The organism is Sulfitobacter sp. M368, from assembly GCF_025141875.1.
GTDB classification, from domain to species: domain Bacteria; phylum Pseudomonadota; class Alphaproteobacteria; order Rhodobacterales; family Rhodobacteraceae; genus Sulfitobacter; species Sulfitobacter mediterraneus_A.
Genome location: NZ_CP081113.1, coordinates 1724744 through 1749972, shown reverse-complemented (window position 1 = coordinate 1749972; position 25229 = coordinate 1724744). Strand labels below are relative to the sequence as shown.

28 protein-coding genes and 1 tRNA gene are annotated in these 25229 nt (G+C 60.2%); 17 read left to right on the top strand and 12 right to left on the bottom strand.

From position 1 onward, the window contains the following. Positions 1-7: 7 nt before the first annotated feature. Positions 8-904: a DMT family transporter gene (locus K3754_RS08750; RefSeq protein ID WP_259942934.1), complete on the bottom strand. Its 897-nt coding sequence runs from the start codon at positions 902-904 to the stop codon at positions 8-10. Between the two features lie 134 nt (positions 905-1038). Between K3754_RS08750 and K3754_RS08745 the strand changes: the two genes are divergently transcribed. Next, positions 1039-1848: a tellurite resistance TerB family protein gene (locus K3754_RS08745; protein ID WP_259942932.1), complete on the top strand. Its 810-nt coding sequence runs from the start codon at positions 1039-1041 to the stop codon at positions 1846-1848. A gap of 84 nt (positions 1849-1932) precedes the next feature. On the opposite strand, the gene K3754_RS08740 is transcribed toward K3754_RS08745, so the two are convergent. After that, the gene (locus tag K3754_RS08740) at positions 1933-3261 is read right to left on the bottom strand and encodes a DEAD/DEAH box helicase (RefSeq protein ID WP_259942928.1); all 1329 of its coding nucleotides are present in this window, start codon (positions 3259-3261) and stop codon (positions 1933-1935) included. A 360-nt stretch (positions 3262-3621) separates the two neighbouring features. On the opposite strand from K3754_RS08740, the gene K3754_RS08735 reads away from it, so the two are divergent. Beyond that, positions 3622-4038, top strand: a complete 417-nt coding sequence (locus K3754_RS08735; protein WP_203211403.1) for a Fur family transcriptional regulator — start codon at positions 3622-3624, stop codon at positions 4036-4038. Here K3754_RS08735 and K3754_RS08730 read toward each other — a convergent pair. After that, positions 4035-5090: an AbrB family transcriptional regulator gene (locus K3754_RS08730; RefSeq protein ID WP_259942925.1), complete on the bottom strand. Its 1056-nt coding sequence runs from the start codon at positions 5088-5090 to the stop codon at positions 4035-4037. The two genes, K3754_RS08735 and K3754_RS08730, sit on opposite strands and share 4 nt — an antisense overlap. Before the next feature lie 100 nt (positions 5091-5190). Here K3754_RS08730 and K3754_RS08725 point away from each other — a divergent pair, with 100 nt between their 5' ends. The 4 genes from K3754_RS08725 (at position 5191) to K3754_RS08710 (ending at position 8457) form a co-directional block, all read left to right on the top strand. Beyond that, positions 5191-6060 carry a DMT family transporter gene (locus K3754_RS08725; protein WP_259942924.1) on the top strand — a complete coding sequence of 290 codons (870 nt, stop codon included), beginning with the start codon at positions 5191-5193 and terminating at the stop codon, positions 6058-6060. A 66-nt stretch (positions 6061-6126) separates the two neighbouring features. Next, positions 6127-7401, top strand: a complete 1275-nt coding sequence (gene eno, locus K3754_RS08720; protein ID WP_203211406.1) for a phosphopyruvate hydratase — start codon at positions 6127-6129, stop codon at positions 7399-7401. Between the two features lie 124 nt (positions 7402-7525). Next, positions 7526-8044 (top strand): hypothetical protein, encoded by a 519-nt coding sequence (locus K3754_RS08715; protein WP_259942921.1) that lies wholly within the window; start codon positions 7526-7528, stop codon positions 8042-8044. Continuing rightward, positions 8041-8457 carry a cupin domain-containing protein gene (locus K3754_RS08710; RefSeq protein WP_259942918.1) on the top strand — a complete coding sequence of 139 codons (417 nt, stop codon included), beginning with the start codon at positions 8041-8043 and terminating at the stop codon, positions 8455-8457. The genes K3754_RS08715 and K3754_RS08710 overlap by 4 nt, the downstream gene beginning before the upstream one ends. Before the next feature lie 152 nt (positions 8458-8609). Here the strand turns inward: K3754_RS08710 and K3754_RS08705 are convergent, their stop codons facing one another. After that, complete coding sequence (locus tag K3754_RS08705) at positions 8610-9713, bottom strand: anhydro-N-acetylmuramic acid kinase (protein ID WP_259942915.1); 1104 nt, start codon at positions 9711-9713, stop codon at positions 8610-8612. A 66-nt stretch (positions 9714-9779) separates the two neighbouring features. Between K3754_RS08705 and tyrS the strand changes: the two genes are divergently transcribed. From tyrS to K3754_RS08690, 3 genes are all read left to right on the top strand, one after another. Further along, positions 9780-11030, top strand: a complete 1251-nt coding sequence (gene tyrS / locus K3754_RS08700) for a tyrosine--tRNA ligase (RefSeq protein ID WP_259942913.1) — start codon at positions 9780-9782, stop codon at positions 11028-11030. Between the two features lie 79 nt (positions 11031-11109). Beyond that, a complete protein-coding gene (locus K3754_RS08695) occupies positions 11110-11421 on the top strand; it encodes a hypothetical protein (protein ID WP_259942911.1) in 312 nt (103 codons plus the stop codon). 50 nt (positions 11422-11471) lie between these two features. Further along, a complete protein-coding gene (locus tag K3754_RS08690; RefSeq protein WP_259942909.1) occupies positions 11472-12290 on the top strand; it encodes a GNAT family N-acetyltransferase in 819 nt (272 codons plus the stop codon). On the opposite strand, the gene K3754_RS08685 is transcribed toward K3754_RS08690, so the two are convergent. The 3 genes from K3754_RS08685 to K3754_RS08675 all read right to left on the bottom strand — a co-directional run bounded on the left by K3754_RS08685 (position 12291) and on the right by K3754_RS08675 (position 15426). Next, positions 12291-14102 carry an ABC-F family ATP-binding cassette domain-containing protein gene (locus tag K3754_RS08685; RefSeq protein WP_203211412.1) on the bottom strand — a complete coding sequence of 604 codons (1812 nt, stop codon included), beginning with the start codon at positions 14100-14102 and terminating at the stop codon, positions 12291-12293. It abuts the gene before it with no gap. A 59-nt stretch (positions 14103-14161) separates the two neighbouring features. Beyond that, positions 14162-14887: a GNAT family N-acetyltransferase gene (locus tag K3754_RS08680; RefSeq protein ID WP_203211413.1), complete on the bottom strand. Its 726-nt coding sequence runs from the start codon at positions 14885-14887 to the stop codon at positions 14162-14164. A gap of 74 nt (positions 14888-14961) precedes the next feature. Further along, positions 14962-15426, bottom strand: a complete 465-nt coding sequence (locus tag K3754_RS08675; RefSeq protein WP_203211414.1) for an outer membrane protein assembly factor BamE — start codon at positions 15424-15426, stop codon at positions 14962-14964. A 91-nt stretch (positions 15427-15517) separates the two neighbouring features. Between K3754_RS08675 and K3754_RS08670 the strand changes: the two genes are divergently transcribed. The 8 genes from K3754_RS08670 (at position 15518) to K3754_RS08635 (ending at position 21448) form a co-directional block, all read left to right on the top strand. Continuing rightward, positions 15518-16069, top strand: coding sequence for a DUF177 domain-containing protein (locus tag K3754_RS08670; protein WP_203211415.1), 552 nt, complete (start codon positions 15518-15520; stop codon positions 16067-16069). Positions 16070-16265: 196 nt separating this feature from the next. Continuing rightward, positions 16266-16472 carry a 50S ribosomal protein L32 gene (gene rpmF, locus K3754_RS08665; protein ID WP_025049072.1) on the top strand — a complete coding sequence of 69 codons (207 nt, stop codon included), beginning with the start codon at positions 16266-16268 and terminating at the stop codon, positions 16470-16472. Positions 16473-16517: 45 nt separating this feature from the next. Beyond that, entirely contained in the window at positions 16518-17585 is a 1068-nt protein-coding gene (gene plsX / locus K3754_RS08660; RefSeq protein ID WP_203211416.1) for a phosphate acyltransferase PlsX, read from the top strand. Positions 17586-17590: 5 nt separating this feature from the next. Further along, positions 17591-18562 carry a beta-ketoacyl-ACP synthase III gene (locus K3754_RS08655; protein ID WP_259942902.1) on the top strand — a complete coding sequence of 324 codons (972 nt, stop codon included), beginning with the start codon at positions 17591-17593 and terminating at the stop codon, positions 18560-18562. A gap of 109 nt (positions 18563-18671) precedes the next feature. Next, the gene (ihfA, locus tag K3754_RS08650; protein ID WP_025049070.1) at positions 18672-18974 is read left to right on the top strand and encodes an integration host factor subunit alpha; all 303 of its coding nucleotides are present in this window, start codon (positions 18672-18674) and stop codon (positions 18972-18974) included. 4 nt (positions 18975-18978) lie between these two features. Further along, positions 18979-20163 carry a MerR family transcriptional regulator gene (locus K3754_RS08645; protein WP_259942898.1) on the top strand — a complete coding sequence of 395 codons (1185 nt, stop codon included), beginning with the start codon at positions 18979-18981 and terminating at the stop codon, positions 20161-20163. Positions 20164-20229: 66 nt separating this feature from the next. After that, positions 20230-20306 (top strand) — tRNA-Pro (locus tag K3754_RS08640). 65 nt (positions 20307-20371) lie between these two features. After that, positions 20372-21448, top strand: coding sequence for a 2'-deoxycytidine 5'-triphosphate deaminase (locus K3754_RS08635; protein WP_259942894.1), 1077 nt, complete (start codon positions 20372-20374; stop codon positions 21446-21448). Between the two features lie 35 nt (positions 21449-21483). Here K3754_RS08635 and K3754_RS08630 read toward each other — a convergent pair whose 3' ends face one another. The 5 genes from K3754_RS08630 to K3754_RS08610 form a co-directional block, all read right to left on the bottom strand. After that, positions 21484-21699, bottom strand: coding sequence for a hypothetical protein (locus K3754_RS08630; protein ID WP_203211419.1), 216 nt, complete (start codon positions 21697-21699; stop codon positions 21484-21486). A 69-nt stretch (positions 21700-21768) separates the two neighbouring features. After that, on the bottom strand, positions 21769-22377 hold the full coding sequence (scpB, locus tag K3754_RS08625; RefSeq protein WP_203212148.1) for an SMC-Scp complex subunit ScpB: 609 nt from the start codon (positions 22375-22377) through the stop codon (positions 21769-21771). Positions 22378-22431: 54 nt separating this feature from the next. Further along, positions 22432-23217: a ScpA family protein gene (locus K3754_RS08620; RefSeq protein ID WP_259942891.1), complete on the bottom strand. Its 786-nt coding sequence runs from the start codon at positions 23215-23217 to the stop codon at positions 22432-22434. Then, a complete protein-coding gene (gene nagZ, locus K3754_RS08615) occupies positions 23210-24214 on the bottom strand; it encodes a beta-N-acetylhexosaminidase (RefSeq protein ID WP_259943287.1) in 1005 nt (334 codons plus the stop codon). Before nagZ ends, K3754_RS08620 begins: the two co-directional genes overlap by 8 nt. Beyond that, positions 24214-25227 carry an SPOR domain-containing protein gene (locus K3754_RS08610; RefSeq protein ID WP_259942889.1) on the bottom strand — a complete coding sequence of 338 codons (1014 nt, stop codon included), beginning with the start codon at positions 25225-25227 and terminating at the stop codon, positions 24214-24216. Before K3754_RS08610 ends, nagZ begins: the two co-directional genes overlap by 1 nt. Positions 25228-25229: the final 2 nt, after the last annotated feature.

The following is a 25229-nucleotide window of genomic DNA, read 5'->3' as shown; positions in this document are numbered from 1 at the left end:
AAGAAACTCAGGCGCTGCGGGGACGTCCGGGTTTGCGGTTGATCAGATAGATTCCCGCCGCCACCAGCGCCAAGGCAGCCCAGATCGACAGCGCCACCTCCTCGGACAGGAACCACCAGCCACAGAGCACCGAAAACACCGGCGACAGAAAACTGAACGAAGCGACGGAGGAAGCCGGATAAATCGTCATCAACCAAAACCAGATCAGATAGCCGAAACTGGCCACCGCCAGAATTTGGAACAACAGGCCTGCGATATGGATCGGCTCTACCTCCCTCATCAGCGGGCCAAAAAGCGGTGCAATCAACAACAGGATCGGCCCGGATATCGCGACCTGGCAGATCAGCTGTTGCGCGGGCGGCACTTCGCTGAGCGGGGTGAGCCGCACACAAAGCACGATCCCGGCCCAACACAGCGCCGCCAACAGCGACAACAGATCCCCCGTCCAACTGGCCGCGCCGCTGTCTCGGTCCAACAGTGCCAAGGCCACCCCGGCCATAGCCAGCGCCAGACCAAAGCCGCGCCCTGCTGTCAGCCGTTCTCCGGGCAGCAAGAAATGCGCCATCATAGCCAACCAGACCGGCATAGAGTAAAAAATCACTGAAACCCGGCTGACCGTAGACAGATCAAGCGCGGTAAATGCGCTGGTGAACTCCAGCGCAAACAACACCCCGGATAAAATGCCGCCAACCCAAGCCCGACGCGGCAATGCGATGCGCACCCCGCGCAGATACATCCACAACAGCAGCACCAGCACCGCCCCCGCCGACCGCAGGCCGGCAGAAAAGACGGGGCTGAACCCGCCCGATGTCACCTTGATCACCACTTGGTTAAAGCCAAGGTGAAAGGCAAAAGCCGTCAGCGCCACAGCGCCAATGAGATCCATATGAGATTTGCGGTCCATCGGGCCACAAACGGGCAGCAGCGCGGCGAAGTCAATGTGCAAAAGCCTGCCCATGGCGCAACCGGCCGGAATTTCCCCTCGCATCAACCGTCAAATCTGCCACTGTTGGGCCAAACATAACGGGAGATCTGTAGATGAGTTTGATGAAAACACTGGCCAAAGTGGCGGTTGGCGTGGCGCTGGCCAAGGGCGCAAGTTCGGTGATGAAGAAAAGCGGCAGCGGCCAAGGTGCGGGCGGCGGGCTTGGTGGATTGCTGGGCGGTCTGGCAGGCGGGGGTGGCGGCGCGGCAGGCGGCGGGCTGAACGACATGTTGGGCGGTTTGCTGGGCGGTGCTGGCGGCACCAGCCGCGCGGGCAGCGCGGGCGGATTGGGCGGTTTGCTTGAACAATTGGGCGGCTCAAGCGGCGGCGGTAGCGGCCTTGGTGGATTGCTTGGCGGTTTGGCGGGGGCCGGCGGCGCGGGTGGATTGCTGGCGGGGGTCAGCAAGGCGATGGAGCAACGCCCTGCCCGCAACACATCCAGTTTTGGCGCGGTTTTGAACTCTCAATTTGACGCGACACCGGAGCCGGAGATTGAACCCTCGCAAGAACAGGAGGCCACCGCCGCGCTCATGCTGGCCGCGATGATCCAGGCGGCCAAATCTGATGGCACCTTCGATGAGGCGGAAAAAGAAAAACTGTTGGGCCAGTTGGGCGATGTGGATGCCGAAGAGGCTGCCTTTGTGCAGCAGCAATTGCAGGCGCCGGTGGACATCGACGGATTGGTGGCACAAACGCCCCAAGGCATGGGGCCGCAGGTCTATGCGATGTCTGTATTGGGCATTGATCTCGACACTCAGGACGAGGCGCAATATTTGCACCAACTCGCGCAGGGTCTGGGCCTGCAACCGGCCCAGGTGAATGAGATCCACGCCCAAATGGGCGTGCCGTCGCTTTACACCTGACAGCAAGGTCTTGTCTGAAAAAGAAAAACCTGCGCAACGGGCTTTCGTCGCGCAGGAGTATTTTTGGCCAAAAAGGGCGCGGGGTCAGGCGGCTTTCTGACCGCCCGGTTTGCTGCCACCGCCACCGCGCCGGCGTCTGCGGCCTGCGCCGGGTTTGCCGGGTGCGCCGCTGCCGGAGCCGCCGCCCCCTTGTGGGCGATTGCCGCCACCACCGCCGCCGCCCCCTGGGCGACCACCGCGTCCGCGGCCCCTGCCCTTGGGTTTGTCGGGGGCGTCAACGGCCTCCCACGGGCGACCTGAGGCCACAGGGATGCTGACGCCCATGGTTTTCTGGATCGCTTTCAATTCGCCCATCTCATCGGGCGCACAAAAGGCCACGGCAGCGCCGTCTTTGCCTGCGCGTGCGGTTCGGCCGATGCGGTGCACATAATTGTCCGGCACGTTTGGCAGGTCGTAATTGTAGACATGTTTAACGTCCGGAATATCCAGGCCGCGTGCCGCAACATCTGTTGCCACCAGAATCGACACGTCGCCGGACTTGAAGCCTGCGATGGCGCGGTCACGTTGACCCTGGGATTTGTTGCCATGGATGGATGCAGCATCAAAACCCGCCTTCACCAGCGTTTTCATCAGCTTTTCAGACCCGTGCTTGGTGCGGCCAAAGACCAGCGCCCGTTCACCGCGGTGTTTTGCCAGAAGCTCGATCAACAGATTGGTTTTCTCGGCCTTGGCGATGAAATGCACCTCTTGGGTGACTTTGTCTGCCGCTTTGCCCGGAGGGGACACTTCGATGCGGATCGGGCTGCGCAGATAACTGTTGGCGATCTCGTTCATCAGTTTTGGCATGGTCGCCGAGAACAGCATGGTCTGGCGTTCCTTGGGGATCACCGACGAGATTTTGCGCAGATCGTGGATAAAGCCCATGTCAAGCATCTGGTCCGCCTCGTCCAGCACCAGAAAAGTGGTTTCGTCCAGCCGCACGGCACGGCGGTCCATCAGATCCAGCAGCCGGCCAGGTGTGGCCACCAGCAGATCCACCCCTTTGGCGAGGCGGCTGATTTGTGGATTGATCGACTGGCCGCCGACAACCATCTGCACCTTCAAAGGCGTGCGTTCGCAAAACCCTTTGAGGTTCTGCATGATCTGTTGGGCCAGCTCCCGCGTTGGGGCCAGAACCAGACCGCGTACGGATTTCGGGCTGGGCCGCTGCGCCATCTCAAGCATCTGCGCCACAAGCGGCACACCAAAAGCCGCCGTCTTGCCGGTGCCGGTTTGCGCCAGCCCCATCACATCGCGCCCGTTCAGCGCATGCGGAATTGCCTGTCTCTGGATCGGTGTCGGGTCTTTGAGACCCATTTCATTCAGACGCTCCACCAGTTTTGGCGGCAGGTCCATCATGTCAAAATCGCTCATATTACGTCTTTCCAACGCCTTGAGGCATCGCCCCGGCGCTTCTTCTTATTGCATCACGCCTCTCAAGGCGCAGGCAGGGTCACGCAAAACAGATCGCAGGCGCGGGCCATATGCCACACACCTGTCTGATGCGTTTGGCCCCACGCGTGATTTTGGGAACAAGAGGCGAAGCTTACAAGCCGGACTGTTGGGGCGTATCCCCGGCACCGGAACTGCTCACGCGGCAGAAGCATCGCTTGAGCGGTCAAATGGGGGTTCGCGGCGCGAAAGTCAACCTCTGCGGCCAAAAGCCTGTAGAACTGCGGCGCGAACACCGCTAAGACGGGGGCTCTTTGACGATCAGGCGACCGGGGGCGGCCTATGAGTACATCCATCATCACCCGCTGCGAAAGCATGGGGCTGCGCATGACAGGCCAGCGCCGCATCATCGCCCAGGTCATCGAAGACAGCCGCGACCACCCGGATGTCGAAGAGTTGTTCACGCGTGCCTCTGCACTGGATGGTGCAATCTCGATTGCCACGGTCTATCGCACGGTCAAACTCTTCGAGGAGGCGGGCATCCTCGACAAGCTGGAATTTGGTGACGGGCGCGCACGCTATGAAGATGCAGAGCGCGATCACCATGACCATCTGATTGATCTCAATTCCGGCAAGGTGATCGAATTTGTCGATGCCGAGATTGAGCAATTGCAGGAACGCATCGCCAAAAAGCTTGGATATGAGCTGCGCGGGCACCGGATGGAGCTTTACGGCGTCCCGCTCAAGAAAGGCAGCTAAGCGGAGCCCTCTTTGCGTCGTTGACGGGCCAACATCGCGGGCAAAACAAAGCTGAGCACCACAAGCCGCATGATATGGCAGGCCGCGACAAAGCCGGGGATCACGCCCAGCACCGCGCCCATCGCGATCATCGTTTCAAAACCGCCGGGTGCAAAGGCGACCAGCACATGCGCCAAAGGCATGCCCAGTGCCAGGCCAACCGGCACTGCGCCAAGCGCCGCCAGCCCGACCGCAACGCCGGTGATTGCCAAACCGGCCATGAGCCCACTGGTCAGCCGCGCCAATGTCACCCCTGAAAACCGTGTCCCGATCAACCCGCCCAGCACCAGATAGGCCGGCAGGATCAACCATGCGGGCAAGACACCGGGCGCCAATTCCGTCACATGACCAAGTGCACTGACCGCCATGCCGCCCAACAACAACGGCGCCGGCACATTCCAACGCATGAACAAATAGCCGACCCCAGAGGCCAGAACCGCAAGAACAGCAATCACCAGCAGGCTCATCTGATCGCCTTGCGGGGCAACATTGCCCGACACTTCGATCCCCATGGCAAGGGCGACAAAGGGAACCACAATCGTCAGCGACAACAGCCGCACCGATTGCGTGATCGAGATCCGCGCCACGTCAGAACCACCTTCGGTTGCGATGGCCATGACAAAGCTAAGATGCCCCGGCGCAGAGGCAAGGATGGCCGAGCGCGGATCAAATCCGAACCCGCGTACCAGGATGATCCGGCACAGGACCAGGATCGCCCAGATGATCAGCGCCATAAAGACAAAGGCCAGCGGCCAGCGCAGCATCGCCGCCAGCGCATCCGCGTCGAACCCCGCCCCGACCGCGATCCCCAGCAGCAGGAAACACAAATCGCGAAGCCGGGTGTCAACACCGGTCGTCAGGCCGCCCAAGCCCGCCAATGTCACCGCGATTGCCGGGCCAAGCAACATATAGACCGGCGCGTTTATGGCCCATCCCAGGGCAGCACCTGCGATCGCAATGGCAAGAGTGATTGCGGAGGTGAGCGGGGAAATCCGGGAAACATCGTTCTGCATGCCTCGTGCTATCATCGGTTGCAGGCAGCTTCCAGCCGCACTTGCCCTTGGCCGCCAAAACCGTCATGGCGGGGAAAAGACAATCGGCTGGGATCTGAACATGGACAACTTTCGCGGCGCCGTCCTGATGGTATTGGCGATGCTGGGCTTTGCGCTTGAGGATATGTTTATCAAGCTGCTGGCCGACGCGCTGCCCATTGGGCAGATCCTGTTGATGCTGGGCATTGGCGGATCGGCGGTCTTTGGCGCGGTGGTTCTGGCACAGGGCAAATCCCTCTTCACCCGTGAAATGCTGTCCTGGCCCATCCTGGCCCGCGCGATGGGCGAGTTGATCGGCGCACTGACCTTTGTCTCGGCCATCGTGCTGACCCCGATCTCCAGCGCTTCGGCGATTTTGCAGGCCACCCCGCTGGTGGTTACACTGGGCGCGGCACTGTTCCTGGGCGAGCCTGTGGGCTGGCGCCGGTGGAGCGCGATTTTTGTCGGGCTGTTTGGTGTCTTGCTGATCATCCGGCCTGGCATGGACAGCTTTGAACTTTTGTCCATTCTGGCCCTGATCGCGGTCTTTGCACTGGCGCTGCGGGATCTGTCCACGCGCAAGATCCCGCCAAGCGTGTCGTCGATGCAGCTCAGCTTTGTTGGCTTTGTCTCCGTGCTGCCTGCGGGGGTGATCTTGTTGTTTTTCACCGGCGAAAGCCTTGTCGCGCCGACTTCTGGCGGTTGGATCAAGGTTATCTCGGCCATCACCATTGGCCTTTTTGCCTATTACGCCATTGTTGCCGCAACGCGCGTAGGTGACATCGGCTTTGTCACGCCTTTCCGTTATACGCGGCTGATTTTTGCGCTGATTGCAGGTGTCGTCATCTTTGACGAATCCCCCGATACGCTGACCCTGCTTGGGGCGGCCATCATTGTGGCCTCCGGCATCTATACCGTCTGGCGCGAACGCAAAATCAGGCCGCTACAGTAAGCCGCCTTTCCAACCCGGCCCTGCCTCGTTAAAACGCACTCGACTTGAGCCAAAAGGACATTGCCCATGAGCACGATCATCGACATCCACGCCCGCGAAATCCTCGACAGCCGGGGCAACCCGACAGTGGAGGTTGATGTGATCCTCGAAGACGGCACCATGGGCCGCGCCGCTGTGCCATCGGGCGCATCCACCGGCGCTTATGAGGCCGTTGAACGCCGCGATGGCGACAAATCGCGTTATCTGGGCAAAGGCGTGCTGGAAGCCTGCGCCGCCGTGAACGGCGAGATTGCCGAGGCGCTGGTCGGCATCGACGCCACCGAACAGGTCGAGATTGACGAAAGCATGATCGAACTGGACGGCACCGAGAACAAATCCCGCCTCGGCGCCAATGCCATCCTTGGTGTTTCGCTGGCCGCGGCCAAGGCGGCGGCAGATTTCTGCACGCAGCCGCTCTATCGCTATGTCGGCGGCACCTCTGCCCGAATCCTGCCCGTGCCGATGATGAACATCATCAACGGGGGCGAACATGCCGACAACCCGATCGACATCCAGGAATTCATGATCATGCCGGTCAGCGCCACCAACATCCGCGATGCGGTGCGCATGGGCGCGGAGGTGTTCCATACCCTGAAGAAAGAACTGTCTGACGCGGGCCTTTCGACCGGCATCGGCGATGAGGGTGGTTTTGCACCCAACATCAGCTCTGCCCGTGATGCGCTTGATTTCATTCTTAAATCTGTCGAGAAGGCTGGGTATAAGCCTGGGGAAGATATTCACCTCGCCCTGGATTGTGCTGCAACCGAATACTACAAGAATGGTCGCTATGAATTGGCGGGCGAAGGCAAATCCCTGACCAGCGAAGAGAACGTCGACTATCTCGCGGCGCTGGTTGCGGACTATCCGATCATCTCCATCGAGGATGGCATGTCCGAAGATGACTGGGACGGCTGGAAAGCCCTCACGGACAAGTTGGGCGACAAGATCCAGCTGGTAGGCGACGATCTGTTTGTGACCAACCCTGCCCGCCTTGCCACCGGGATCGAACGCGGCAGCGCCAATTCGATGCTGGTCAAGGTCAACCAGATCGGCACCCTGACCGAAACGCTCAAGGCGGTCGATATGGCCCACCGGGCCGGGTTTACCAATGTGATGTCACACCGTTCGGGCGAGACAGAAGACGCCACAATCGCCGATCTGGCGGTTGCCACCAACTGCGGCCAGATCAAAACCGGATCGCTCGCACGATCTGACCGGCTGGCGAAATACAATCAGTTGATCCGCATCGCAGAATCGCTGGGTGAAACGGCTGAATATGCCGGGCGCAGCATTCTGAAGTAAATCAAACGAACGGATTGACCGGGTTGTACGCCCGGTCAATCTTCGATCTGAAATGTCGCTTTTGCCGCATTGCGCAAGTCCGTTTCACTGCCAGACTGGCCCTGTTATCGCACAGGACAGCATCATGGCATTTCTTACCCCTCTCACTCTAGCAATGGTCAAACAGGCCGAGAAACGTGTCGGCGTGACATTTGATTACGTGCGCAAGATCGCACAGACAGACTTTGGCCTGTTGTTGAGATACAACAAGGTTTTTGGTTTCCTGGATCCGCGCAAACATCTCCCTGCACAGGCCTATCACGCCGCCCGCTTGCGCGGCGCCCTGGCCGCCGATTGTGGCACCTGCGTCGAGGCCGAGATCAATCTGGCGCTGCAAGCCGGGCTCAGCAAAACCTTGGTCAAGGCGATCCTGAACAGCACGGCAGACGGCCCGCTGGGCGCGGTAATCGCCCTGACAGATGCAGTTGTCGGAGGCAAACAGGACGCGCCCGATGACCGTGCAGACGTCCTGAACGCTTACGGCGAAGCGGGGCTGATCGAATTATCCTTCGCAATGAACGGCGCCGCCCTGCTTCCCGGTGTCAAACGGGCCATGGGCTATGCCACCACCTGCAACCTGTCGATGATGAAGGCACTGTCATGACCGCCGAACAGATTATCGCTCACCTTGGTCTTTCCCCGCACCCCGAAGGTGGACATTACCGACAAACATGGACAGCGACAAATGAGGGCCGCGCCACCGGAACCTGCATCTATTTTCTTTTGAAATCAGGCGAATGCAGCCATTGGCACAGGGTGGATGCAACCGAGATCTGGCTCTATCACGCAGGTGCACCGCTGGTGTTGTCGATGGCAGAAACCGACACAGGGCCAGCGCAAGACCATCTGCTGACACCGGACCTGTCCAAAGGTGCGCCACAAATCATCGTGCCGAAGAACCATTGGCAGGCGGCGCATTCCACTGGCGATTACACCTTGGTCAGCTGTACCGTTTCGCCGGGGTTCGAGTTTGCGGGCTTCACCCTCGCTGCGCCGGATTTTGATATCCCGCGGTAACGGGGGCCAGCCCCCATCGCCGCTGCGCGTCGATTCCCCCGGAGGTTTTTTCGCCAAATGAAGACAAGAGCGCCCTCTTTCTTCATTTGGCCCTTAAACCTCTGGGGTCCGGGGCAAAGCCCCGGGTATTTGCCAAACAGAACAGCCCTTTGTTAAGGCCAGCTGACCGTTCCGCCGCCCACAGCCGCGCGCACACCGGTGGTGCCGGGACAGGACGTGGGCAAGCCGCGTGCCACGCGCACCGCGAGATAAGCAAAGGCCTGCGCCTCCAGCATATCACCGTCAAGTCCGATCTCTTCGACCGGCATGACAGGGCAATCAAGACTCACCGCCAGCATTTGCATCAGCACCGGATTGTTGCGCCCGCCGCCCGTCACCAGAACCCGTGTGGGCGGCTTGGGGCAATGTTGCATCGCCTCGGCCACGCCAGCGGCGCACATGGCGGTCAATGTGGCAGCGGCATCGGCATCGGACAGCTCGTTCACCAGCGCCACCATCTCGGCAAAATCGTTTCGGTCCAGTGACTTGGGCGGCATCTTTGCAAAGTATGGTTCCGCCAGAAACAGCTCAAGCGCGCCCTGTTCAACCTGACCTTTGGCGGCGATCCTGCCGCCTTCGTCAAAGGCCAGATCCAGACGCGATTGCATCAGGTCGTTGACCGGCGCATTGGCGGGACCGGTGTCGAATGCCAATAGCGCCCCTTCCGCCTGAGGTTTTTCAAATGCGGGATCAACCCATGTCAGATTGCCAACACCGCCCAGATTGAGAAAGGCAACGGGCGCGTCCATCTTGGCCCAGCGGGCGCAAGCATGGTGGAAAAACGGCGCCAGCGGCGCCCCCTCACCGCCCAGTTCCACGTCGGCGCTGCGGAAATCCCAGACCACCGGCAGACCCAATACATCAGCCAAAGCGGCGCCATTCCCGACTTGCAATGTGCCTTGCAGGCGCGGGGCATGGGCCAAAGTTTGGCCATGAAATCCAATCAATTCAACGCCTTCGAAACCTGCAAGCAGTTCTAGATGGGCGGCTTCGACTACCTTTGCTGCCGCCTCGACGTCGTCCCCCGACCATTTGCCAAATCCTGCGGCAATGGTGGCGCGTTCGCCGGGGCCATAGGGGCGATAGCCGCTTGGCCCGAACCCCAAAATCTGATGCCCGTCGGTGGTCAGCACCGCCGCGTCCACCCCGTCCAGTGAGGTGCCGGACATCGCCCCCAATGCCACAACCGGGCCTGTTTTTCCGATGGCCTTATTCATGGCCTTTTCCTTTGACTGCTCTGCGCCTATAGATTGCCCCGCAATTCAAGCCCGAGGCAAGTGATCATGACCTACCATCCCAAATCGGAATTCATCCACACGATGAAAGAGCGCGGCTTTCTCGCCGATTGCACCGATTATCAGGGCCTTGACGAGGCGCTGCTTAAGGGCGGACAGCCGGGCTATATCGGTTTTGATGCCACTGCCAAGTCGCTGCATGTGGGCTCCCTGATCCAGATCATGATGCTGCGCTGGTTGCAAAAATCGGGCGGCAAGCCAATCACCTTGATGGGCGGCGGCACAACCAAGGTGGGCGATCCGTCGTTCCGCGCCGATGAACGCCCTCTGCTTGGCCCCGAACAGATTGACGACAACATCGCTGGCATCAAGAAGGTGTTCTCGGCCTATCTGACCTATGGCGATGGCCCGTCGGATGCGATGATGATCAACAATGCCGAATGGTTGGACGGGTTGAACTACCTCGATTTTCTGCGTGACATCGGCCGGCATTTCTCGATCAACCGGATGCTGAGCTTTGAAAGCGTCAAATCGCGGTTGGACCGAGAGCAAAGCCTGTCGTTCCTCGAATTTAACTACATGATCTTGCAAGCCTATGATTTTATGGAATTGCATCGCCGCTATGGCTGTATCCTGCAAATGGGCGGGTCGGACCAATGGGGCAATATCGTCAACGGGATCGACCTGACCCGCCGGGTGATTGACGGTGAGGTTTACGGCCTGACGTCGCCCTTGCTGACCACTTCGGATGGCAAGAAGATGGGCAAAAGCCAGGCCGGCGCGATCTGGCTGAATGGCGATATGTTGTCGCCTTATGAATTCTGGCAGTTCTGGCGCAACACCACAGATGCCGATGTGGGCCGGTTCCTCAAGCTTTATACCGAACTGCCGGTGGATGAATGTGATCGGTTGGGTGCCCTCGCCGGGTCCGAGATCAACGAAGCCAAGGTGCGGCTGGCCAATGAGGTCACGGCTTTGTTGCATGGCGCGGAGGCCGCACAGGCGGCAGAGGCGACGGCACGTGAGGTGTTTGAAAAGGGCGGTGTGGGCGACGATCTGCCGACATTGACCCTGTCGCCGGCGGAGCTGGGCGATGGCATTTCTATCGTGCAACTGATCGTGAAATCCGGCTTGGCGGGTTCTGGCAAAGAGGCCAAGCGCTTGATCGCAGAGAACGGTGCCAAACTGGATGATGCCCCGCTGACCAATGCCGGCCTGATGATTGACGCCGCTGCCCTGTCGAGCCCCATAAAACTCTCCGCCGGGAAAAAACGCCATGCGCTTGTACAATTGGGTTAACCTTGGCCTGGTCGCGGGCCTGTGCATGTCCGCAACACCGGGATTGGCCAATTGTCTGCCAAAGTCCCTTGCAAAGCTTGTGAGACCGCAAACTGCTCAGGCGGTCTGTCGCGGGGAGGCGCTGATCCCGTTCGACATAAAAACCCGCTATATCGGAGAGGGCGGCTACCACGCCTTTGCCACGAAATCGCGCAAAGCCGGGCGGAGTAAGACCTTTTATGAAGTCGGTATCGTAACCCACGCGGGCACGCCGATCCCGTCAGTTGCACAGGCCCAGAAGATGATGGGGCATTTCGAGCGGCGCAGAAAATGTCCTGCCAGCGATCTTCGGTATTCATCGAGCAGTGCAACCCTTTTTCGGGTTACCTGTTCGCAGGGTGACAAACGCTGACCACAAGCGTGCTAACCGCAAATTAACCAAGGGCGGGCTTAATCCGGCGCATGTTCGATGCGGCCCGCCCTTCTACACACGCCTTGCTGCAAGACCCCGCCTTTGTGGCGGCGCTGCGGTTGTGTGGGCAAAATCCGATTGTGTTGCCGGATAGAACAGTTCTGCTCAAACGCCGGTTCTTTGGCATGCCCGTCCTGATGCTGCCCCGCGCCTTGCCACCCGACGATCTGATCGAACAGTTGAAGGCCGCCGGGGTGCAGCGCTTGCCGCTGGTTTTGTCACCGGAGCGGCCATGGCACCGCCCGCGGGCGCTACGACTGCACCGGCCCCAAACGATCGCGAAGGTTGATCTGCGGCCTTCTGCGGAGGTTTTGCGAGACAGGTTGCACTGCAAGTGGCGCAATCAGTTGAAACGCGCCGAAGCTGGGCCGTTGAAATTGCGGCATAGCCATCTGCCCGCTGACCCGGATCATCCCGTCTTGCGACGAGAGGCGGAGCAGGCACGGCTGCGCAGATATGCACATTGGCCCGCCCCCCTGACCGCCGCTTTTGCCAAGGCCGCGCCAGAGCAGACCCATCTGTTCACCGCCAATCTCAAGGGGCAACCCGTCGCGCATATGCTGTTTTTGTCCCACGGCGGGCGGGCCAGTTATCACATCGGTCACACCACCGCGCGGGGCAAGGCGCATTGCGCCCATAACCTGCTGATGTGGCGGGCCTTTTGCGATCTGGCGCAGCGCGGCATTGAAGAGATTGATCTGGGGCTTCTGGACCCGCGTACGCCGGGCTTGAACCGGTTCAAACTGCGCAGCGGCGCAGAAATGGTGCGGACCGGCGGCACATGGCTGCGCTGGCGGCCCTGGGCCTGATCAACCGGCCGCCTTTTCCTCAAGTTCCAGCCATTCTTCCTCGGAAGCGGCCAGTTTCTCCTGACGCTGCACCAAGGCTTCGGTTGCTTTTCTGAATTTGACCGGCTCACGGGTGAACAGATCAGGATCTGCCAGCAATTCCTCAAGCTTGCCGATCTCGGCCTCCAACCGTTCCAGTTCCGCGGGCAATGCCTCAAGCCGGTGTTTTTCGGTGAAGCTCAGCCCCTTTTTGCTGGCTTTGTCCTGCTTGGGCCGTGCCACGGCGGCTTTCTTGGTCTCGGACACGCTTTGGGCAAAGTCGTCCTGCCCGCGCTGCGCCAGATAATCGCTCCAGCCCCCGGCATAGACCGTGGCCTTGCCGCCGCCCTCCATCGCAATGGTGGTGGCGGCAACACGGTCCAGAAAATCGCGGTCGTGGCTGACAAGGATTACGGTGCCGTCGTAATTGCCCAGCAGTTCTTGCAACAAGTCCAGCGTTTCGACGTCCAGATCGTTTGTCGGTTCGTCCAAAATCAACAGATTGCTGGACCGCGCCATGATCTTGGCCAGCAAGAGCCGCGCCTTTTCGCCACCCGAGAGGGAGCGCACGGGTGCCCGTGCCTGCGCCTCATCAAACAGAAATTCCTTAAGGTATCCAACCACATGCTTGGGGTTGCCGCGCACCAAGACCTGATCGGCCTTGCCCGACACGCGCATGTCAGGATCGCCCGTGAGGCTTTCCCACAAGGTCATATCGCCATCAAGCTGCGCCCGCGCCTGATCAAACAGCGCCAGTTCCAGATTGGTGCCCAGTTTCACCGTGCCGCTGTCCGGTTCTTCGCGGCCGATCAGCATATTGAGCAAGGTGGTTTTGCCCACGCCGTTGGGACCAACCAGCGCGATCCGGTCGCCGCGTTGCACCGTCAGCGAGAAATCCTTGACGATGGTCTTGTCGCCGAACCCTTTGCTTAGCCCCGCCACCTCGATCACTTTGCGACCGGATTTGGGACCGGCGTCCAGCTCCATCGCAGCGGTGCCCTGACGATTGATCTGCGCCGCCCTTTGCGCCCGCAGGTCTTGCAAAGCACGTACCCTGCCCTGATTGCGTTTGCGCCGCGCCGAGATGCCCTCAACCGCCCAACGCGCCTCGGCCTTGATCTTGCGGTTCAGCTTGTGACGCTGCATGTCCTCTTCTTCCCACAGAGTGTCGCGCCACGCCTCAAAAGCGGCAAAGCCTTTCTCCTGCCGGCGTACCATGCCGCGATCGATCCAAAGGGTCGCGCGGGTCAGCTCTCGCAGGAAGGCGCGGTCGTGGCTGATGATTACAAAGGCGGTGCGGGTGTTCTTAAGCTCCTGTTCGAGCCAGGCAATCGCTTCGATATCAAGGTGGTTGGTCGGCTCGTCCAGCAGCATCAATTCGGGCTCTTCGGCCATCAGGCGTGCCAAGGCGGCCCGCCGCCGTTCGCCGCCGCTGGCCGTGGCCACAGGGCGTGCGGGATCAAACTTGAGCCCCTCGCCCGCGCGTTCCACTTTGTACATCTCGCCCGGATCAAGGCTGTGGGCGGCAAATTCGCCCAAGGTCTCAAACCCGCTCAGATCCGGATCCTGTTCCATATAGCCGACACTGACGCCCGGCCCGGCAATCACATCGCCGCGGTCGGCCTCGACCAGCCCGGCCATAACCTTCATCAAGGTGGATTTGCCCGACCCGTTGCGCCCAACGAGCGCCACGCGGTCCCCCGGCTGTATCACCAGCGAAAGTCCGTCAAACACAGGATCGCCGCCAAAGGTCAGCGATATTTCATTCAGTTGTAAAAGAGGTGCGCGTGCCATGGCAGCCAGCTATCGGTCAGCAGCGCCAAGGTCAATTGCCCCTGCCCGATTATTCCGGGCTAGACAAGCGCCCGCAAAAGCCGTTTGCGCGCCGCTGGAATCGCCCCGATCTCCAGCCCGGTAAAAACATGCAGCGTGTTCATCTGGTGATCGACCACCGCATGATCGCTGACCCAGCCACCCATCATCAAATAGCTGCGCAGCAAGGGGGGCATTCGCAGCATGGCCTGCTTCATATCCGGCTTGCGGCGCAGCTTGGCCGCAAAACGGAATACATTCGGTGCTTTGATTTGAGGCAGCCAGCGTTTCGGCGCCAGATGCCGCGCCCTGAGCACGGCAAAAGCGTCCAGATATTGCGCCGTTTCGACCCCGGCAAAAGAAGAACAGCCAAACAGCATACCCACGCCCTGGCTGTCCACATAGTCAGTCATCGCCGCCCAAGCGAGGCGCAGGATGTCCGGGTCCGTGCGATCCGGCGTAACGCAAAACCGCCCCACCTCCATCATCAACCCGTCATATGAGGAAAGCGCACTGAGCTCATAGAACTGCGCGGCATAGGACGATGGCAGATCGCACCCTTGCAGCGGCAAAAGCCGGAAACAGCAGACCAAACTGCCATCTGCGGTGTCTTCGAGCAGGATATGAACGCTTTTGGCATCAAACGCATCGCGGTCCGCAGGTATATCCAGACCAAAACACCGCGCCCGCAGCGCTTGCGCCGCGGCGATATCCGACGGGTCATCCGTTTGACGCGCTGTATATCTGCCTTTTTCAAGCACGATCATGCCAGCCTCTTTCGATCAGCGTTGCACGGCCCGATGATAGACCACAAAACGTAACCGGAACATGACCGAAAAAATCAGCCGTTGAACCCGGCAGGCGTGATCCGGCCAATGCTGCCCAAGAGCTGACGCAGGAAGGTTTTGTTGCTAACGGGCGAGGAGGTCACGCGCCGCTCAAGCGGCACAACTCGCCCGTCTTCGAGGCCGAACCGTTCGATGTTCTGCACAATGCCTGCGTCTGAGAAGCTGATGGCGAGGACTTCACGCTCAATCTCGCGGTTGGCAAGCGGGCCAAGGGCGCGTTTGCGCGAACGCACGTAGTAATAACCCGAGTTGGTCAGAACCCCCGCAGAGGCTGGCGTGCCGATCTTTTCCGCGACAGATGCGCGGGTATCGACACCAACCGTGATCTGGTCCAGATCTTCTTTTGGTGGGATATATCCATGGTTCTGATATTTGGCGGCACAGGCCCCGAGGGCAAGGATCAAGCCAAAGGATGCAGCCCGAATTGCCATAATGCTGGCGCGGCTCTTGTTACGCATGTGGTCTGCCCTCTTGCCCTTGGATGTTCTGGCTTTTATTCCGCATACACCAAGGAGCCCCTTGGTTTCAAGAAACGAAAGAAGGCTTGCCATGTCTCGCACCCCTCCCAGTGACACCGCGTTTCGCGTTTCAGAGCTGTCGCAAAGCGCTGACAACAGTTTTGCCCTGCGCCCAGATGCACCGCAGCGCGATCTGATTGCACAGGAACTGGACCTCAGCGCCCTGCGCAAGCTGGCCTTTGAGGGCGTCATAGCCCCCCAAGGCAAATCCGACTGGACCCTCAAGGCCCGCCTTGGCGCCACCGTGGTACAGCCCTGCGTTGTCACTTTGGAGCCTGTGACCACTCGCGTTGACGTGGATGTGACCCGGCATTTTGTCAGCGATTATGAAGACATCGAAGAAGCCGAGGCAGAAATGCCCGAAGACGACAGCACCGAAGCCCTTGGCCAATGGATTGATCCGGCCATGGTGATGATGGAGGCATTGGCCCTTGCTGTGCCGGATTATCCGCGCAAAAGCGATGCAGAATTGGGCCAGATGGTATATACAAAACCCGGACATGCCCCGATGACGGACGAGGACGCCCGGCCCTTTGCCGGCCTGGCCGCACTGAAGGGACAGTTGGAAAAGGATGAGGACTAGCGCAAGATCGCGCAGGCCGAATTACGGGCTTGCATCGTCACAATTTCGCAGTATTTTGCCGCCCTCACCCCAATTAAGGTTGGACATTGCGGGGCCTTGGGCCTAAAGCGGCGTCACGCCCGATCAGGGGATAGATGAAACACGGGTCCGGCCAGCGCATTTTGGCTCCGACCCCCGAATGACAAAGGCACCAGACATGGCTGTCCAGCAGAATAAAGTTTCCAAGTCGCGCCGCAACAACCGCCGCGCACACGATTCGCTCTCCGCAGAGAATCCAAACGAATGCTCCAACTGTGGTGAGCTGAAACGCCCACACCACGTTTGCGCATCTTGCGGTCACTACAACGACAACGAAGTTGTCGCGCTGACCGACGAGATCGATCTGGAAGACGACGCAGCATAAGCGCGCTCATCCTCTGTTCGCAGATCATATAAGGCATTCGCAGTCATGACGGCCCAGACCGATCAGAACAAAGCGAAAGCCAGACACACCCTCATTTCCGTGGATGCCATGGGGGGTGATCAAGGCCCGGCAGCTGTAGTTGCCGGGTGTTCTTTGTCTGCAAAGTTGAATTCCGACATCGGCTTTATTTTGCACGGCGACGCGGCCGAATTGACCGCTTTGGTGGCGAAACGACCCGAATTGTCCGGGCGTTGCGAAATTCGCGGCGCCAGCGGCGTTGTCACGATGGATGACAAGCCCAGCCAAGTGGTGCGCACCGGCAAGGACACATCGATGTGGTCTGCGATTGAATCGGTCCGATCTGGCGAGGCGGCTGTGGCCGTTTCCTGCGGAAACACCGGTGCCTTGATGGCCATCTCGATGATCCGCCTGCGCAAACTTCCCGGTGTGAACCGTCCCGCGATTGCGGTCCTCTACCCCTCCTCCAATCCGCATGGGTTCAATGTCATGCTGGATGTGGGCGCCGATGTGCGGGCAGACGCCGATGATCTGATGCGCTTTGCCCTGATGGGGATTTCCTACGCCCGCAACGGCATGGACCTGCCGCGCCCGCGCGTTGGCCTGCTGAACGTCGGCACCGAGGAACACAAGGGCCGCAGCGAGCTCAAGGAAGCCTATGATCTGATTCGACAGCGCGAAACCGAAGCAGGCTTTGAATTTGTCGGCTTTGTTGAAGGCGGTGATATTTCGGGCAATGTGGCGGATGTGATCGTCACCGACGGCTTTACCGGCAACGTCGCAATCAAAACCGGCGAAGGTACGGCAAACCTGGTCAGCCTGCGCCTGCGCGAGGCGTTCAACCATTCCATCCTGTCCAAATTGGCCGCCCTTCTGGCCTATCCATCCCTGATGCGCCTGCGCAAGAAGATCGATCCGCGCCGCGTCAATGGCGGGGTGTTTCTGGGTCTCAATGGCACAGTGGTCAAATCCCACGGCTCCGCCGATGCCACAGGCGTCTCGGCGGCCATCAAACTGGCGGCACAATTGTCAGAGAACCAGTTCAACGATAAGCTGGCAGCCCGTGTCGCTGCCACACTACCGACTGAGGAATAACCCTGATGAGCCTGCGCGCTGTTGTGATCGGCTGCGGCCACTACCTGCCTGAACGTGTTGTTGAAAACGTCGAGTTTGAAGCAACGCTGGACACCAACGACGAATGGATTCGCAGCCGTTCAGGGATCGAACGCCGCCATTTCGCGGCTGAGGGTGAAACCACCTCCAATATGGCCACAGCCGCTGCCACAGCGGCCCTGAAGGACGCAGGACTGGCCGCAGATGACGTCGATGCCATCATCGTGGCCACATCCACCCCTGACCTGACCTTCCCCAGCGCCGCAACCATGGTACAGGCCGAATTGGGCATGACCCGCGGCTTTGCCTTTGACGTGCAGGCCGTTTGCGCCGGATTTGTCTATGCGCTCAGCAACGCCAACGCCCTGATCATCTCAGGCCAGGCCAAGCGCGTGCTGGTGATTGGTGCCGAAACCTTCAGCCGCATCATGGACTGGACCGACAGATCCACATGCGTCTTGTTTGGCGATGGCGCAGGCGCATTGCTGCTCGAAGCGCAGGACGGCGCAGGCACGCCCGCAGATCGCGGCATCCTGTCAACGGATTTGAACTCAGACGGTCGTTACCGCGACCTGCTTTATGTGGATGGCGGCGTGAGCACTGGCACCACAGGATATCTGCGGATGCAGGGCAATCAGGTGTTTCGCCATGCGGTCTCCAAACTGGCAGCCACCGCCACAACCGCAATGGAGCGTGCGGGCGTCAGCGCAAGCGAGATCAACTGGATCGTGCCCCACCAGGCCAATATCCGGATCATTCAAGGCACTGCAAAAAAACTGGACCTCCCGATGGAGCAGGTTGTTGTCACCGTTCAGGATCACGGAAACACCTCAGCCGCCTCCATTCCGCTGGCCCTGTCTGTGGGCCGTAACCGTGGCCAGATCAAGCAGGGCGATCTGATCGTGACAGAGGCGATCGGCGGCGGGCTGGCCTGGGGCGCCGTGGTTCTGCGCTGGTAAACGCCTGAGATCAGGACCAAAAAAATGCAGCTCAATCATGCGTTGCAAGCCATTGATATTGACTCCGAATTTCCCAACGGCCTATGTTGATCAAAACATGGGGGATGGAATGTCGAATAAGACTTTAACGCGTATGGACCTGAGCGAGGCGGTTTTCCGCGAGGTCGGTCTGTCACGCAACGAAAGCGCACAGCTGGTTGAAACCGTTCTGGACCATATGTCCGATGCATTGGTGGCCGGTGAACAGGTTAAGATCTCGTCTTTTGGAACCTTCTCCGTGCGGGACAAAACCGCCCGTGTCGGCCGCAACCCAAAGACCGGTGAAGAGGTTCCAATCAACCCGCGCCGGGTGCTGACCTTCCGCCCATCGCACCTGATGAAAGACCGGGTCGCGGACGGGAACAAGTCCTGATCTGATGGCCAAATCGCCCGACGCATTCCGCACCATTTCCGAGGTCGCAGACTGGCTGGGCATCCAGGCCCATGTGCTGCGCTTTTGGGAAAGCAAATTCACGCAAGTCAAACCGATCAAACGCGCAGGTGGACGGCGGTATTACCGGCCTGCCGACATGATGCTTCTGGGCGGGATCAAACAACTTTTGCACGAAGACGGCCTGACGATCAAAGGCGTGCAAAAGATCCTGCGCGAAGAAGGCATGAGCCATGTCGCAGAAATGTCACCGCCCCTGGATGAGCTGACATTGCAGCAAATTGGCGAAGACACCAGCGTCTTGCAACAGGCCGAAGTGCCTGTGACCATTGCCGAAGAACCCAAAGGCGTGGTGCTGAGTTTTGAGACGAAATCCACCGAAGATGACATCAAGATAGACACCGAAGCTACTGATAAAAAAGAAACATCCGGTCAAGCTCAAGCGATGGATGAAGTGGCGCAGTCGCCAGCCAATCCCGCCGCCACGCCAGCGGATGACCAGCCCGAAGCGCAATCACCGGTGCCGCCAGATTTGACTAACGCAACGCCGCCCGCCCAGGACAGCGCACCACCGTCGCAAGCCGTTCCGGGCAGGTCGGACAGTCCGGCACCGCCATCCCCTGCCGCACCACAAGCGCCGCTTGCTGCCGATGACCAGTCCGCCAAAAACCCCGCATCAGAGGCAACGCCAGAGGCCGCGTCCGGCGACATTGAAAACGCTCCGCAGGAAGGCGCTGAAACAGACCGGCCCAGACCGACGCCAGAGCAAACGGCCGCTGCCGCCATCCCGGACTTCTTGCGCCGTCCATTGACGCCGGAAGCGCCCAAGACCAGCGACAATCCGCCCGCCGCACCAGAGGTATCCCCGCCGGCCGAGGAACAGCCTCCGCAAGCACCCGTAGCCGTATCGCAAGCTACCGAACCCGAGCCCACACCAGAGCCAGAGGCCGCGCCGCCCGCACCCAAACCCCGGATCATTGACGGACCTCCGATCACACCGGAGGACCAGATCGAAGCCAGCCCCGCCGTGTTGAGCGCTGCGTTTCGCGCCAAGCGCCTCACGCCAGATCAGGCCCGCCTTGCCGCACCGCTTTTGCAAAGGCTCACAGCCTTGCGCGATTCGATGGCCGCCAGCAGGCGCGGCGGTGCAAGCGCCGGACCAAAAGACTAAACCCATGCAATCGGTGGCAATTCCCTCTTGCACCAGCGGCAAGATCAGGTATGAACCGCCTCAAGTCGGGCTATGGCGCAGCCTGGTAGCGCGTCCGTCTGGGGGACGGAAGGTCGCAGGTTCGAGTCCTGCTAGCCCGACCAACACAACATCAAACCGCCCGCGCCCTTGGGACGCGGGCGTTTGTTTTTGAAGAAAGAGCGGCGCAATGAACGGCGTGATCCCGAACCAGCATATCTCCGGCATGATCAAGAACGGCGCCATCACCGCATCTCCTGCGGTGATCCCAGAACAGATCCAACCTGCCAGCCTTGATCTGCGCCTCGGCACCGTTGCATACCGTGTTCGGGCCTCGTTTCTGGCCGGTGCAGGCAATACCGTGGCCGAGCGGCTGAACGAATTTCAGATGCATCAGGTCAACCTGACCGAGGGCGCCGTGCTGGAAAAAGGCTGTGTTTACGTTGTGCCTTTGATGGAATCGCTGAACCTGCCCAAGGATGTGACCGCCGTTGCCAACGCCAAAAGCTCAACCGGGCGGCTGGATCTGTTGACCCGCACCATCACCGACAGCGGCACGGAATTTGACCGCGTCGCGCCGGGTTATACCGGCCCGCTTTATGCGGAAATCTGCCCGCGCTCCTTTTCGGTGCTGGTCCGACCCGGCATGCGCCTGAACCAAATCCGCTTTGGCCGCGGCGATGCCGTGCTCGACGATGCCGCCCTGCGCGACCTGCACGGCATCACCCCACTGGTGGATGGCGAGGCGGTGATTGACGAGGGTCTGGGCTTTTCCGTTGATCTGCGCCTGCCGGGTACGACGCTGGTCGGCTACCGTGCGAAACCGCACACCGGCGTGATTGATTTGGACAATATCGGCCACTATTCGCCCGCCGATTTCTGGGAAGAGGTGCACAGCGACAACGGCCAGATTATCCTCGATCCCGGTGCGTTTTACATCCTCGTCAGCCGCGAGGCAGTGACGATTCCCCCGGACTATGCTGCTGAAATGGCACCGTTTTTGGCAATGGTCGGTGAATTTCGCGTGCATTACGCGGGCTTTTTCGACCCCGGCTTTGGCTATGCCGATGCAGGCGGCGCAGGCTCGCGCGGCGTGCTGGAGGTGCGCTGCCACGAGGCCCCCTTTGTGCTGGAGCATGGACAGGTCGTCGGACGCTTGGTCTATGAACGCATGGCCGAACCGCCGACCCAGCTTTACGGCGCGGATCTGGCGTCAAACTATCAGGGCCAAGGTCTGAAGCTGTCAAAACACTTCAAAAGCCCCTGAACCACAGCCGTTTATGGCCCGCGCAGGGCCGAAGATCAGAACTTACTGATCCGGCGCATCGCCTTCATTGACTGACGTGCCTGCCGCTGGGCGCGGCGTTCCGCCCCTGTCATTTGCGGCTTTGTTTCCTCATCCATACCGGCGCCCTTGCCTTTGCCGATCTTGCTGGCCTGATCGAATCCCGCGCTGACGCCGCGGTTGATCAACTGGCGCATCACCTGCCGAATGATCATGTTGATAATCTGGTTCATGGACTGACCCTTTTCTGCCTCGCAGCTTAACATAGCGTTAAATCTGTCGTTTTTCAGGCAAAGCGGCGGTTAATCCTCAAAAAGCTCGCTTTGACCCTCGGTGGCCTCCGGATCCTCTTCCGCATCCTCGCCCATCGTCGGTAATGTGCCGAGCGGTGGACGATTCTCAAGCAAACCGGCAGAACGCAGTTCCTTGAGCCCCGGCAGGTCGCGTGCATTCTCAAGGCCAAAGTGATCGAGAAAGGTCTGCGTGACCACAAATGTCACCGGGCGCCCCGGCGTCATTTTGCGGCGGCCAAAGCGGATCCATTCCAGTTCCAGCAGTTGATCCACGGTCCCGCGCGAGACGGAAACCCCGCGAATTTCTTCGATCTCTGCCCGTGTCACGGGTTGATGGTAGGCAATAATCGCCAAGGTCTCGATCGCGGCACGGCTGAGCTTACGTACTTCAACTGTTTCTTTTTGCATCAAGAATCCAAGGTCCGGTGCCGTTCGCATGGCATAACCGTCGCCCACACGCACCACCTGAACGCCGCGCCCTTCGTACCGTTTGCGCAGATGCACCATCGCCTCGGCCGGATCACAGCCATGCGGCATTCGCGCGGTCAATTCCTTCAGCGTGATCGGATCAGAGGTGGCAAACAGCACCGCTTCGATCATGCGTTCCTGTTCGGCCATGGGGGGCGCTTCAAACAGGCTTTCTTCGATGTCTGGGCTGTCTTCGGCCACGTCTTATTCCTTCTTGCGCAACTGGATCGGCGCAAACATCTCTGTTTGCCTGATTTCCAGGTGGCCTTCCTTTACCAGTTCAAGCGATGCCGCAAAGGTCGATGCCGTGGCAGAGCGACGCCGCACCGGATCACTTTCCCAGCCTTCCGGCAGATAGCTGGTCAGATCCGACCAATCGCCCGCATAGCCGATCAGCCCGCGCATCCGGTCCAGCGCCTGTTCCATCGTAAACACCGCCTCGCGGTCCATCACAAAGGGGCGAAAATCATCGCGGGTGCGAATCCGGGCATAGCCCTGCATCAGGTCCAGCAGGGTCGCCGTATAGGTCACGCGGCGCACCTGTTCGACCTCATGGGTCTGACCGCGGGCAAAGAAATCACGGCCCAACTGGTCCCGTGCCATCAGGCGGGCAGCGGCATCGCGCATCGCCTGCAACCGCTCAAGCTGAAACGCCAGATGCGCGGCCAGTTCTTCGCCGGACGGGCCTTCTTCGTCCGGATCGGGCGGCAACAGCAGGCGTGATTTCAAAAACGCCAGCCAGGCGGCCATCACCAGATAATCCGCCGCCAGTTCCAGCCGCAGCGCCTTGGCCTTTTCCACAAAGGCCAGATATTGCCACGCCAGTTGCAGAACGGAGATTTTGCGCAGGTCGACCTTTTGCGTGCGGCTGAGCGACAGCAGCAGGTCCAGCGGCCCTTCAAAGCCATCGACATCCACAATCAGCGCCTCGGCAGCAAGCCGATCCGCAACCGATACCGCGTCTTCTTCGAATAGTGAGGTGTCAGCCATGAGATGCCCCGCCCAGAAGCGTCTCAAGCTGCGCATCAAGGGCGGAAATGTCAATATCTTCGGGTGTTTTGCGCATCTTCAGCGCCCGCTCGGCGCGGGTTTGGGCGGCGGCTGTCATTTCGCCCGCCGCTTCGGCGACGGCGATGCGGTCCGGCAATGGCGCGTTGCAGTAAAGGATCACATCACAGCCCGCCGCGATGGCAGCGGCGGCATTTTCAGGTGGCGTGCCGCTGAGCGCCTTCATCGAGATGTCATCGGTCATGATCAGATTGTCAAAACCGATCTCTTCGCGGATCAGATGCATGACCTTGGGCGACAAGGTTGCGGGCCGGTAATCCAATGCCTCGTAAACCAGATGCGCGGTCATCCCCATCGGCAGATCGTTGAGCGCCCTGAAGGGGGCAAAATCACTGCGGCGCAAATCGGCGATCTGCGCCTCGACCAATGGCAGATCAAAATGGCTATCCATCGTGGCGCGGCCATGGCCCGGCATATGTTTCACCACGGGCAGGACACCGCCATCCATGAGCCCCTTGGCCGCCGCGCGGGCCACTTTGATCACCCGCTCAGGATCACTGCCATAACAGCGGTTGCGCAAAAACGGATGGGTCTGCGGCCCGGCAATATCCACCATTGGCGCACAATTGCTATCCACCCCGCAGCTGCGCAGCTCATGGGCAATGGTACGGTACATCAGATACATCGCCTCTTCGGCGCGGTCGCCCGCGAGGGCGACAAATTCCAGCGGCGGTTGCCATTCACGCCAATGCGGCGCGCGCATCCGCTGTACGCGGCCACCCTCTTGATCAATGGTGATCACCGCATCGCGGCCCACGGCCTCGCGCATGTCACCGCAAAGCGCCCGCAGTTGGTCCGGGCTCTCGATGTTGCGGGCAAACAGAATAAAGCCAAAGGGGTTGGCATCTCGAAAAAATGCCTTTTCTTCGGCGGTCAGCCGCAGACCTTCGGCATCAAGGATGGTCGCCCCGAACCCCATCAGCGTGTCACCACGGGGATACAATCGGCGTTTTCAGCGACCAAAGCCGAACAGAACCGTCGCGCATCGGCAATGTCCTCGAACCCCATCGCCCGCAGGCGGTAAAACACGCGGCCACCGCTGGTGGCCTTTTGAACGATGCGGCTTTTGCCCTCAAGGTAGACGCCAAAGCGGCCCTTGATCTGGTTCCATTGTTCGCGAGCCACTTCGGCGCTGTCGAACGCGCCCAACTGGGCCAGACGGGTGCCAGCGGGCAAGGTCGCGGGATCAATGTCTTGGGTTTCCTGCGGCGCTGCTGGGGCCAATGAGGCAGGCACGATCTCCGGCATATTCGCGGGCCGCTTGCGCGGGCGCAACGAATGCCGCACGCCGGGCGCATCCAGAACCGCCGCCAGTTTCTTTTCCGCGGCCTGCACTTCGGCCACGGCCTTTTTCACTGCGATTTCGGTTGGCTTGGCCGCAGCATCACTTTGATCAGACAGTGGCGCAACCCCTTCGGTCAGTTGCGCGACAAGATCATCCACATTCCCAGATTGCAGCGCGGCGGAAACGTCCAGCGCAGGTTGCGCAGCCTCAGGGCTCAGCGCGGCGGGGGCCTCGATCGGGGCCTGTGGCACCTGTGCAACCATTGCCGCCGTGATCACCTGATCCTCATCGGCAAGATCCAGCGCAGCGGGGGCGAGGCGCAGCTCATCCGCAGGGCGGCCGGCGGTGCCTTCGGCGGCAACCTCGTTGACGGACAGACCCTGATGCTGGGCAAAAACGCCGCCCGGCTCTTCGGGGCGCACGCGCATCTCGCCGCTGACAGCGCGGACCACAGGAATGCCGGACACATCGCGCACAAGCAACTTGTACCCCCAGACCCCGATCCCGATGACAAGCGCCAAGGACACCACAGCACCCGCCACATTCGTGAACGTTGTCAGTGCGTTAACGGGCTGTTCCGTCACGTAGATGGATGCGGATTCATCTGCGTAATCCCCCGATGCGGGAGAGGACGTAAAATCTGCCATGT